13 protein-coding genes are annotated in these 11,462 nt (G+C 51.8%); all 13 read right to left on the bottom strand.

Annotated elements, in window-relative coordinates; translation table 11 throughout:
* Nucleotides 1-83: 83 nt before the first annotated feature.
* The 13 genes from N6G83_RS46120 to traU all read right to left on the bottom strand — a co-directional run bounded on the left by N6G83_RS46120 (nucleotide 84) and on the right by traU (nucleotide 11,460).
* A complete protein-coding gene (locus N6G83_RS46120) occupies nucleotides 84-611 on the bottom strand; it encodes a hypothetical protein (RefSeq protein WP_032736843.1) in 528 nt (175 codons plus the stop codon).
* Nucleotides 612-621: 10 nt separating this feature from the next.
* Nucleotides 622-3,465 (bottom strand): conjugal transfer mating-pair stabilization protein TraG, encoded by a 2,844-nt coding sequence (gene traG / locus N6G83_RS46125; protein WP_032736845.1) that lies wholly within the window; start codon nucleotides 3,463-3,465, stop codon nucleotides 622-624.
* Nucleotides 3,465-4,835 carry a conjugal transfer pilus assembly protein TraH gene (gene traH / locus N6G83_RS46130; protein ID WP_032736846.1) on the bottom strand — a complete coding sequence of 457 codons (1,371 nt, stop codon included), beginning with the start codon at nucleotides 4,833-4,835 and terminating at the stop codon, nucleotides 3,465-3,467. Before traH ends, traG begins: the two co-directional genes overlap by 1 nt.
* Entirely contained in the window at nucleotides 4,822-5,385 is a 564-nt protein-coding gene (gene trbB / locus N6G83_RS46135) for a type-F conjugative transfer system pilin assembly thiol-disulfide isomerase TrbB (RefSeq protein WP_224250969.1), read from the bottom strand. Before trbB ends, traH begins: the two co-directional genes overlap by 14 nt.
* Nucleotides 5,372-5,608, bottom strand: coding sequence for a type-F conjugative transfer system pilin chaperone TraQ (traQ, locus tag N6G83_RS46140; RefSeq protein WP_032736848.1), 237 nt, complete (start codon nucleotides 5,606-5,608; stop codon nucleotides 5,372-5,374). The genes trbB and traQ overlap by 14 nt, the downstream gene beginning before the upstream one ends.
* Before the next feature lie 10 nt (nucleotides 5,609-5,618).
* The gene (gene traF, locus N6G83_RS46145; RefSeq protein WP_042946285.1) at nucleotides 5,619-6,371 is read right to left on the bottom strand and encodes a type-F conjugative transfer system pilin assembly protein TraF; all 753 of its coding nucleotides are present in this window, start codon (nucleotides 6,369-6,371) and stop codon (nucleotides 5,619-5,621) included.
* Nucleotides 6,372-6,391: 20 nt separating this feature from the next.
* Nucleotides 6,392-6,718 carry a hypothetical protein gene (locus N6G83_RS46150; RefSeq protein ID WP_032736851.1) on the bottom strand — a complete coding sequence of 109 codons (327 nt, stop codon included), beginning with the start codon at nucleotides 6,716-6,718 and terminating at the stop codon, nucleotides 6,392-6,394.
* Nucleotides 6,719-6,764: 46 nt separating this feature from the next.
* The gene (locus tag N6G83_RS46155) at nucleotides 6,765-6,950 is read right to left on the bottom strand and encodes a hypothetical protein (RefSeq protein ID WP_032736852.1); all 186 of its coding nucleotides are present in this window, start codon (nucleotides 6,948-6,950) and stop codon (nucleotides 6,765-6,767) included.
* A complete protein-coding gene (gene trbE, locus N6G83_RS46160; RefSeq protein WP_032736854.1) occupies nucleotides 6,947-7,183 on the bottom strand; it encodes a conjugal transfer protein TrbE in 237 nt (78 codons plus the stop codon). The genes N6G83_RS46155 and trbE overlap by 4 nt, the downstream gene beginning before the upstream one ends.
* Entirely contained in the window at nucleotides 7,173-7,784 is a 612-nt protein-coding gene (locus tag N6G83_RS46165; protein WP_032736855.1) for a hypothetical protein, read from the bottom strand. Before N6G83_RS46165 ends, trbE begins: the two co-directional genes overlap by 11 nt.
* 113 nt (nucleotides 7,785-7,897) lie before the next feature.
* Complete coding sequence (traN, locus tag N6G83_RS46170) at nucleotides 7,898-9,841, bottom strand: type-F conjugative transfer system mating-pair stabilization protein TraN (protein WP_260524202.1); 1,944 nt, start codon at nucleotides 9,839-9,841, stop codon at nucleotides 7,898-7,900.
* Nucleotides 9,838-10,464 carry a type-F conjugative transfer system pilin assembly protein TrbC gene (gene trbC, locus N6G83_RS46175; RefSeq protein WP_032736857.1) on the bottom strand — a complete coding sequence of 209 codons (627 nt, stop codon included), beginning with the start codon at nucleotides 10,462-10,464 and terminating at the stop codon, nucleotides 9,838-9,840. The genes traN and trbC overlap by 4 nt, the downstream gene beginning before the upstream one ends.
* Before the next feature lie 12 nt (nucleotides 10,465-10,476).
* Complete coding sequence (gene traU, locus N6G83_RS46180) at nucleotides 10,477-11,460, bottom strand: conjugal transfer pilus assembly protein TraU (RefSeq protein WP_227634472.1); 984 nt, start codon at nucleotides 11,458-11,460, stop codon at nucleotides 10,477-10,479.
* Nucleotides 11,461-11,462: the final 2 nt, after the last annotated feature.

An 11,462-nucleotide genomic window follows, 5' to 3' on the forward strand; every position in this document is an offset into this window, starting at 1 on the left:
AAATAACTGATTGCAGAACATGAAGATTAACAAGCCGAATTTAAAAAAACGGCCAGTTAATAGCGGAAGTTAACCCATTATTATTACTTAACTTCTTTGCTTTTTACCGATTCGATAACGGACGTAAGTGTTGCTAACTGATAGCGACCAAGATCAATATTCATTACCATAATTGTTAGTAAAAGGCTAAATCCTGTAATAACAATAAAGACAACCGCATTAATAGCGTTATATGCGGAGAAAAATGCTAAACATGAGAAGATAACAAAAACAACCACTCCATAAATTCTGCATTTCTTAGCTAAAAAGCCAAAAAACAACGATTTCTCCCTGAAGGATTGAGGTAAAGAAAGGAAGAGTGCTCTGGTATTCGCGGTTGCAATGATAGAAAAAACACCTATTGCACCAGAAAAAACCATGGCAGCTAGTCTCTCGAGACCAGAAGCATAATCACTCAACCAGTACGAGAGATAGGATGATAGTAAAAACCACACCATGCATACTAGGCCAGGCCAGATACAGCGCCAGAATGATGGGATCTCTAAATCATTATGAACCAGGATCTGTTTTAACTCCTCGATTTCACTTTGTATTATTTTATGGGTTAACATCCTATACTCCCTATTTTTTTGTTTTATCTTTTTCTAACTTAGCTGCCTTATCCAATAGCTCTTTTGTCGTATCTGCGCCAGGCAATTTAGTCTGACTTTCTTTCCTTTCATTATAAGTACTTTTGAAATCATTTCCTTTTGTTTTGTGGTCATTTTCCAGTTCAGCATTCTCTTTTTTCACTCCAACGCCTTGCTGTTGTATGGTTTCACGGGATTCCTGATGCTGTTGGTTATTCTGCACTATCATTCCATCCACTTTCGGCCCCACATTATCCTTAATACCTGCATCTCGTGTCATGGCTTCTATATTACCGGCATTATGCCCGTAGTCGGCCGTTACCGACCCACTGTCACCACCGCCTGACACACCAGGCATATTTTGGCCAATGGCTTCACGACCTTGTTGATACGCACCATCAATCTTAGGTTCAACTTGAGCTTTGACGAATTCACGCGCCAGAGCTTCACGTTGCGCTGCAACTTCCGGAGAACTGGTGTTGGTCAGAATGGCTTCAGCATCCTGTGGTGCCTGTTGCTGAACAAAGTTTGCAAACTGTTGGGTCAGATTTTCGCTCATCTGTCCGCTCATGCTCTCTGTACGTGAAGCCATTTCACTGTATTCGTGGCTACGTGTCCGGCTGTTCGTATACTGGTCATAGCTGTTTTTAGCACTAGAGAGTGATGCAGCAAACTGATCAACACGCGAGCTGGCATTATTGTCCGTTATATTACCCGATGTGGTTGTTTTACGGCTGGTAAAGTAATCAGATGCTTCTTTAAAGTCTTTGGCTGCCTGACCACTGGTATCATGTCGACTGTCATAGGATGATCTTCCTGATTCATTTGTCGAGTCAGTAGAGCCACTTGATGCATTCAAGCCAGCACTAATTTTAGCCCCCCCCTCAGCAGAGAGACCCGTAGCCCATTTACCCAGTTTCCCAGCCAGCTGGTCACCAGACCCCCACTTAGCATTACCGTACATCTCACCAGATACAGACCCTTTCGTTGACTTATCCATCAACTGCTGGAAAGACTCTTCATTGCTGATGTTGTTGGCTTTTGCATTAGAAACAACAGCACTCCACATTTTACTTCTGGCCATCGAATCCTGCGACGACTCAGTATTATCAGCGCCTGACGTCATGGACGCACTGGTCCCCATATTTGTGCCAAACTGCTTCAGGCTGTTCCAGGCACTCGTCACACTGCTGTTATAACCGTGCAGAGAGCTTTCTGCCTGAACATCTGATTCCCGGGCCATCTGTTGCTGTGCGCTGGCTATCTGCCGACCAACATTGATATCCACGGGGAGTTTTGACATGGCGCCACTACTATCCCAGACCATAGACCCATCCCGGGTCTGGGTACCCATCCCCCCATTCGCCAGCTGTCGGGTCATCTGCCCAAACGCGGTGGTGCTGTTGGTATTCCAGCTGTTCCCGCTGACATTATCCGTCTGCATATTTGAGAACGAATAGTTCCCGTCCACTACGCTGGAGGAGGCCTGCGACGTGGAGCTGAGGCCGGACGAAGCAAAGTGGCTGTAGGCGCTGGAGAAACCTGCTCCCATACTTTTAATCATCGCCCAGCTGAGCGGGGGGATCATCATCGAGATATAGCCCGCGGTGGTGGCAATATCCGAGTTTTTCAGCTGCAGCTGAGAGAGTTCAGAGAGGACCACCGGCACCCCATTTTGCTTCGCATAGTAAGCCATCGCGCTGTTCAGGATAGCGTACAGCAGAGGCCACGACTGCAGCCACATCAGGGCAAAGACGTAGCCCTTCAGCACCTGCATGGTCATCATGTTGAACATCGCCGCCATGACCATGATCGGGAACAGGCCAAACATAATACCCAGTATCACTGTCTGCATCATGGGCAGAGAACGCAGCGCCTGATGTCCCATTGTCGCCTGGGCCAGACGTTGCTTTTCCAGCGACGAGGTATTGGCAATGTTCACCAGGCTGGCCGTATCGCCACTGCGGGCTGCGTAGCTCTGGATTCCGCTGCGCAGGGCATTCATCGTCACGTTCTGGCGGATAATCTGCCCTGCATTCTGCCCCGAACTGTAGAAGAAGTTGTAGCTGTCACCGATCATCTGGCTGAACAGCAGGTCCGGGTTAGGTTTACCCCCAAAAAGCTGGCGCACATAGTAGCTCCAGGTCTTCCCGCCGGTCTGGGTATCCAGCGCCAGGGCTGATTTCAAATCACGGGAGGCTTCCTGGCAGGTTTTAAACTGATTGTTTTTGTCAAAAACGCCGCGAAGCGGGCTGGGGTTAGAAAAAATAATCGTGTAGGGGTCAGACGAGTTCAGTAGTTCCTCAAACGTATACTTGTGATTGAGAAAAATATCTCCCATCACACAGTTCTGCACGTAGTCTGAGAACAGGGTGGTGATTTCTGGATTCTGCGAGATAAAGTCCGTACTTTTCGCCACCAGGTTCCCGCCAAATAACATCCCCGTTTTGCTGTACGTCACACTGTCCGGCAGGGCGAAAATCATCTCATAGCTCTGCACCAGAGCATTGCCCACACGCGTGGTCAGTGACGCCGGAATGGCCAGCCCAATTGGCACGTTATCAACCTGATAGACCTGGGACACATTGCTGTAGTCGATAATCTGCACCGGTTTGCGGATGACGACCAGCATCGAGACCAGCGTCAGCGCAAACACCCAGCCGACCAGATCCATGATGTTGTGTTTTTTCACCCAGCTGCCGGCGACGATCAGCACGGAAAAAGCAATGCACATTTTCTCAATAGAGGACCAGGTACCGGTACTCATGAAGGCGGAAATGGCATTCAGGTTGCCCCTGAACCAGTCGCCGCCGGCTATCGTGTAGATTTCCAGCATCAGAGGCTCCCTCCGAAATGGTAGTTGTTCTGGTAACGGGTCATCATTCGGGCAGACACCTGCTGGCGCATGTAGCTCATCTGCCGGTCAACGACCAGCAACGCGTCCTGCTGGACCTGGACCCGGGACTGGAAGGCGGCTATCTGAACACTCGCCTGATTCAGGTTTTCGAGGATCATATCCATCGTTGACTGCGGGTAGTTCCCGGTGGCCACCATCGTCCTCGCCTGCTGGATCAGCTCCTGAATGTACTGCAGCAGGATGTCGTAGCCGATATAGTCCGTCAGCTGGTAAAGCAGGGTATTCGAGACCCCGAGCATCTGCGGGTCAACCAGGTATTTAAAGACCGGGATGGTGGTGCTGGAGATAAAGCCCTTCTCCTGCTCCGTTAGTTTTTCATCCGCCACAGCCTTGTTCTGGATGCTGCTCAGTAGCGTGGAAATCTGGTTCTTCAGCGCCTTGTTTGCGGCTATAGTGACCGTCGCATCCGCAACCACCTTGAGACATTTATCGGAATCATTGCAGTGGTAAATTTTTGCTGTTCCCCCCTCCATCATCGCCTTAATCAGGTCCTGATCCGTGGTCCGTGCCGGCAGCGGCGTAATTTCACTGTTTTCCCCAAAAATCAAGGTGCCGGTCAGGGTCATCACAAACTCTTTCAGCTCTTTGTTATCGTCGAAGAGCCGGTTTTTGGACAGGGCATTCCACATGATGTTGATGTTTTTCATGACCCGCTCTTTGTCCTTGTCGCTGGCCTTATCCTGCACCTTGTCCATCTGGCCGCCAACCGAACACCCCTGACGGGAAGCCGCCCAGTCGGCAAAGATATTGCTCTCACCGGCGATGTCCTGGCAGACCTTCTGCTGGGCTACCTGGGTACGAGGAAACAGTCCCCCGACGATCCCCTGTGCCGCCTGGCAGCTGCTGAGGTTCATGCTGTTGATATCGCTGGCCATCTTCTGCAGGAAGTCTTTTGCGGTTTTGATTTCCGGTACAGTGGTCTGCAGCGCGAGGTCAAAGAAGTAGCCCGCAGCATTGGACATGATTTGTTTGCCGAAGCGCTGCAGCTGCTCGCTGTTGATAAAAGAAAACGACCCGAGGTAGGCATCGATGCCGCCACAGCCGGCATTAATATCCGGCAGGGTCATACTGACCAGCTGAATGGTTTTCACCTGCGTCCGGGCATACAGCGAACCGCCAGAGGCATAGCCCGCGGCCTGCCCCTGCCAGACCTGCGGCTGGCTGGTATTGGACGCGAACCCCAGCTTATTGAAGAAGTTATTCATGTCGCCATTGACATCAGCAGAAGCCGGGAGAGAGACCCCCACCAGAAAGCCACCTGCCAGCGCAGCCATCTTAATTTTGTCCATTCCCCGGAACCTCCATCATCTGAAACACCGTATCCATTCTGGCCATAAAGCCCTGTGCATCCGTGGCCCCCTGCAGAATCGGGTATGCCGCCAGCGTGTTCACGTTGACCAGAAACGTGGTCGGCGTGGCCACCGGAATATTCGGGAAAAAGGTCTGCATCACGTCAGGCGGTGCCGGCAGCGCTTCGGGAAACGCTTCATCCCCCAGCCCGTCAATGGTGTAAGAGAACACGGAGAAACCATACTGGCCTGATAACTGCTTCAGGACCGGGTCAAACTTGTGGCAGTACGGGCAGTGTCCCTGCATAAACAACACCACTTTCCAGTCGCTGAGGTTGACCTGTTTGCCGTTGCTGAGCCGGTACCAGCGGGCCTGAGAGACCGGCTTCGCAGACGCAGATACGCCAGCGGATGTCGCCGGAGCCGCGCCAGTTATGCCCTGCGGGTCCCAGAGTGATTTCACGTCATCCAGCGTGCCAGCGTGGGTAACGGAAGACCGTGAAAATGCCAGTAACAGCAGCGTCGCGACGCCAGCGTTAATTATCTTCAGGTTGCTTTTCACGGGCTTTCTCCTGTTTTTCAGCGTCAGCAATGAGAGCATTGAGAATGCGGTACCCTCCGAACACGACCATGCCCAGCCCGAATATTTCCCCGGCCTGGACGGCCAGCTCAGGCTGCTTCCTTACCAGCCGGGCGATAAGGTGGAAAAATACGCCCACGGCCAGCACCCACATCCCGGTAATGTCTAAATCGGGAAAACGAATCTTTCGCATGACACGCTCCTTAAAAATTGGGTTTAAAGTCGCTGGAGACGTAGAGGAACTGTTTCGCCAGGTCGTCCTGGCTAATAAAGCCGTAACTGAGAGGCTTCACCTGGCCGCTTTTCGGGTTAACCAGCATCATCGCAGGGAAGAACTTCACGCCAAGCTGCTCTGCCTGGCCCTGGTCCATCCGGCTGTCAGGGAGCAGGGGATTCACCACGCCGTCAACAGAGACCGGTATCACGCTCAGGCCGTAGGTCTCTCGGAAGTTTTTGATGACCTGGACCAGTTGCCCGTCAATGGCCTCCCGGCCGCGGTAGAAAAACATCACACCATAGTGCTGCGCCAGGGAGGAGATTGCCTTGCGTTGCTCGGCGTAGTCGGCCGCAAGCTGGTTTTTCACGGTGCCGTTGTAGTGGCTGTACTGCAGGTTGTAATCGAGCTCCGGGTTTTCCAGCATGGCCTTCTTCGCGCTCATCGAGAACAGACCGGCCTGCTGCGTCCAGTAGTTCTGCAGACGGAAATACTTCACGAAATTGTCAGACGACGGATACAGAATGGCTTCATACAGTGAACGTTTGGTGGCGCTCTGCAGTTCGGCGAGTTTTGCCATAATGTCCATTCGGGCCGGCGGAGCCGCAGGCGCGGGCGGCGTATCCGGCTCCGGTTTTTTCAGCTTTTCGTTGTACCACTGCCAGCCCGCGTCTTTCGCCCAGGCTGGCATCAGGGCGCAGCAAAGGCACCCCGCCAGCATGGCGGCATGTATTGTTCGCATGGTAAATACCCTTTTATGAATTAACGCGGCTGGCGTGTCAGGTGCTGATAAACGCTGTATTTATCAAGAAGACGCCGTGTTTTTCCTGCGTCATTGCGGGCTTCAAAGCGATACCCGCTGCAGTACAGTGGAAGTGAATTCATTTCCAGGTTCACCCGCTCCCCTTCTTTAACCACCCACGCGGCCTGAGAAACCCGGTCACACTGAATACCCCAGGCCCGGTTGGTGGCCATAAACGCATTAATCTGCTTATCTCGCCACAGGCTGTAAGACATGATGCTGATCAGAAAAACGACAAACACGCCGACAAACAGCATCACCACCCCGTACGATTTTTTCTCATCCATGAACCCTCCTGTTTATTTTGCTGATTAACGAAGTGAAGCCCCGTCTTCATGGCAAAAGTCGTCTGGCTATAATCGTGAGGAAAACAATAAATAAAAGAGAACGGACCGCCACAACAGGATCGTCACTCGCTAATAACGTCGCCATGCAGAAAATCAACAGGGCAAGCACAAAAATCATTCCTGTGACTTTGCGCCATTTTTTTAATTCTTTAAATGTGGTTATCTGCTTCATTTATTCACCCTCCTTTTTTTGAATACATCCTGAAGTGCAGTAAAGAAGAGGTAACTCACCAGCCAGAAAAAACCGACCATGAGAATAAAAACCACACTCTCAATATAATCACTACCTGACGTCCCTTTGACGGCATCCCATGAGAAATACAGCACAGGGGAGATAATGATTATTGTCAGCAGTAATCTCACTACAAAATCGACGGCAGGATATTTATGAAAGTTAATTTTCATGGTTGTGTTCCTTATTACTGTTATCCTCCTTCACCTTCAGCCCGGTTTTCCCCGCGGGAAAACTGTCAGCAAAGCGAGTGGTACATTCCTCTGCGCCTTTTGATGTAAAGAATCCGGGGTCATCCTCCCCGATAATATAATCGGGGTAGGTAGTAAATCGAATATCAGAGTGATCGTCATAGTTTAACCTGCTATTATCCCTGAAAAAATCAACCCCTCCCTTATTTTTAAAGCGTTTTGCATCCTCACCTGATACTTTCATAACCAGTGAGTCGGGGTCGACCTCCCACATATCACGAGCATCCAGCATTGTCCGGGTAGCTTTAAATTCAGCTTCAAATCGTAACGCTTTCAGACCGGTGGCGTACATGGCAACCCACCCATCCATTTTTGTTTTATTTTCACTTTGCTCCGTAACCGTATACCGGGAAATCATTCTTATTTTTGTAAAAAACGTTTCATCTGTTCTCTTACACTGAATGACAGTGCCGGGCATCTGCATTGAATACAGCTTCTCGAGTTCCTCTCTGCTTGCGGCGTTTGAAAATGGCATTATTAGAATAAAAAACAAAAAAATGGTGGACCTGACCAGTCTGTTCATTTAAACCATCCTTATTATTTTCAATACGGGATAACGCGATGACATAGAAAACAAGCGACAGTGCCCCATCCCCATACACTCTGTTATCACCTTTAAATTTAATTATTCAGAAATCATTTTGCTGAAGACTGCGTGAGAAGTTCTTTTATGCGTTGTTTTGTTTTATCAGTCAGCTCACTGTTATCCGGTATTTTCTGGTTATTTATCAGGTCCTCCATGAAGTTCGTAAAGTCCAGCTGATTAAAGTTAATGCCCTGCAGTTCTGCTACCGTGATCCCCCGGCAGTCCGGACTGCTGGCGCCACCGAACCCAATATGCAGCTGTCCGTTACGGCCTTGCTCCTGGACTATCTGAGCCAGTTTTGAGTCAAACTGGCAGTAACTGCGTTTTTTCTCCAGGCAGATCCCCAGTACCTTCTTCGAGCAAAACTCACCAATACTGACTGTCAGCTTGTTGGTTTTCGCTTTGGCCAGCGCCTTCTCTTCGCTGCTGCAGCGTGCCAGGCCCACATCCTGGCCCCATCCGCTGTCCTTGCAGCAGTTGCTGAAGCCTGCAGCGAACTTCTTACAGAATTTTGCCTTGCCGGTGAATGCCCTGACGTCCACCCCGTTCAGCGCCGCAACATCTTTACCCGCAGCGGCCAGCGCCGCGAGCTCCGAAACTGCCTGTCCAAAGCCGTTGTTCGTGCCGCTGACCGCTTTATCGCATTCACCATCAAGGCAGAATACATCCTCGCCGCAGATCATCTGCTTACCGCTGGTCCGGGTTTCGCAGGAGTACGTGGCATACTCATGCAGACAGGTCCCGTCTTCACCGGTGAAGGCACACTGACGTGAAGAGAGCGTGCAGGCTGTATTGTTCATCAGGCTCTCACAGGAGCCATGATCCGCAGGCTGTGTGAGCCAGGTGTCCTTGTATTTCCAGCATGCTTCTGTGAAGGAATACGCCTTCCCGCCCAGGTTGAGGGTTTTTGTCCCGCCCGGGCTGATACATTCTTCACCTGTTTTCGTGCCTTCGTCCTTGCTGAACGGACAACTTTCAACCCAGACCACCTCTGGTGCAAATACGGTTTCCGTCTCCTCCATGACTAGTATGACCGTCACCTGAATGGATTTAACATTCACTGATGGCTGGGTTTTCGACGTTTTCGTTACCGGAAAGCTCTGCCCGGCGACAACGTTCCGGTCCATGCTGAAAGACTGATGAATTTTCCCGGTGCCATCGTAGTAATGACTTGTACAGTGTGTGTTCTGGCCCCCGGAGCACGTCGTCACCGTATTCGGCCAGGTCATCACATCAACAGGGAATGTTTTATCAAAGAGGCTGATGTTTTCACTGACTGCAAGCTTGCAACTGTCTCTGACCTTTCCTTCGTTGTCACATTCATAAATCCAGGGAACCGGCAGAGGTTCACCGTCAACAGACACGCTGAGCAGCCGCCCTGTCGACGGGATGGTCAGCGTCCCGCTCCATCGGGTGCTGTTTCGGGTGAAATTCATCGGGACAGCCTGCTGGTAGGTACGACTGACCTTTTGCGTCGTGGCGTTGTCTTTCAGCGTCGCCTCCCGCGTGCAGAAGTTCTCCACCTGCAAATCCCGCTCGCACGTATGGTTCGTGAACTCGCTACGATTAACCACCTGTGCCGTACAGGCCTGACCGGTATCGCCGACAATGCTGTCCGCCCGGGATTCGGTGTCCTGTGCCGCCTGAATAAAGGGGGCATCCGCTGAAATACTGTCAGGGGGCCGGTTGGTGAACGACTCCGTGATACTTTGTCCGGCCTCGTTCTGGCTGAACTCCGAAGCAGAGTCACTTTTCAGGGAACTGTCACCGCTGGCTGTCACGCCACCGTAGTATTTCGTCTGGTCGGGTCGGGAGGTATAACCGGGTAAGGTCTGCTCACCATTAAAGTTTTTCAGGGCATCGAGCCCCCCTCCCTGAACCTGTTTTGCGAAATCCGAACCGACTTTGTAATCCGTATTACTGTCTGCACCGGCTGGTCCTGCAAACCCGATAAAGGCCCCCAGAACGGTTGCAATGACGGGAAGCGATCTCATTTCGTCCCCCCCAGCATATGACGGGCTGTGTTCGCGCAGTCCCCTTTCTCTGCGACCTTCTCCAGAGCCTGTTTCAGCCTGATATTGCCATGCACCACGTCGAAGCCGGCCTGACAGCGCACCACCAGGGCCGGCACGCTACGGATGTTGTACTGCGTGTAGAGCGTCGGATCGATTTGCACACCGTCAGTCACCCCGTCGTTCACCAGGTGCATCACCGCATCCGTGGTCGCTTTCATATCGTTGTTGACCAGTCCTCGCAAGGTAGCGGGGATGCTGTACTGCCGGGTCTCATGCAACATTCGCTTCAGACCCTCTTCCGGTATCGAAAAGGAGACAAAGTACACCGCCCCTTCTTCTGGCTTTGTCTGGTTTGACGCATTCTGCTGGCTGGCCAGATTGTCGATAAACTGACGGTCAGCGCTGGCGAGTGGGTTACGGTTAATCTGCGCTTCCAGTTCCTGCTGCAGTTGTTTGTCCGGATGCTGACGTAACTGTTCACTGAGGTTTTCCTGCTGTTTCAGCCACTCCCTGTCTGCCGTAGTCGGACTACCCGGAGTAACTGCAGCGACTGCTGAACCTGACTGTAATGCCAGAATCATTAATACATTTATCAACTTCATGAGAGACTCCTGTCAGAGGTAGACACAGTTACGTTTACGCCACATCAGGTAGCCGTAGTTTTTCCGCGTGTTGGGTGGATTTCTGCCCGCCTCCCAGCGCATCACACTGCGCCCGAGAGGGTGGCACTGACCGCTGTCCGGATACATATTCACCATCTGATAGCGCCACCGCTCTTTTGGGATGATCGGAGACGGGTATTCGTAGCAGACCGCCACATCTGCGCCGACGGTCTCCATGATTTGCCCCTGCCGATGAAGCTTGTAGGCCATTCGCTCACTGAGTAACAGCGATGACTGCAGGGGACTGGACTCGTTGCTGGCCCAGCCGGAGAACGGGTACATCGACCCCTGAGAGCCGGCGCACCAGAACAAAATATCGAGTGGTTTGTTGAATGCACTGGCAATCGCATCTGCCGCACATGCGCCCTGGGCAATCGGGTTAGCAAACAAAATCGCTTCCGGATTCAGAATGGTGGTCAGGCTGCTGTCCACCCAGGTCGGGTCGATTTCGGATAAATAGGCAATATCCATATCACCTCCTTCCAGGCACCCGGCTGAGGTAATGATGTTCAGCCAGTAGGTCAGCGGATACTTGTACCAGTGGACGTGATAGAAGGCCCCGTTCACCTGCTTGTCATCCTTCTTAGCCGTACCCATCCCGGTCTTGCCGAGATTGATACTGAATCCCCCGAGGTTCACCATGCAGCCAGGTGAACGGCTGACATCCGTCATGGCCATCGGCTCCCAGTAGCCAATCGCCAGACCGATACGAACAAATATCGGGGGCGGTGCGGGACAGTACTGAACCGGACTGGCCGGATTCACGGTATCCGGGCCACCACCGGCCGCGACCGACACACTCCCGATGGACATCGGAAAAATGCATTGCCAGCAGACATCGGTGATCGGGTTAACAAAACGTCCCTCGCAGGAGGGGTCCGCAGCAGCACTGAGGCTGTATCCCCACATCATCAGGGCACTCAGAAACAGGGTCAGGG

The sequence above is a fragment of the Serratia sp. PL7 genome (genome assembly GCF_945957435.1).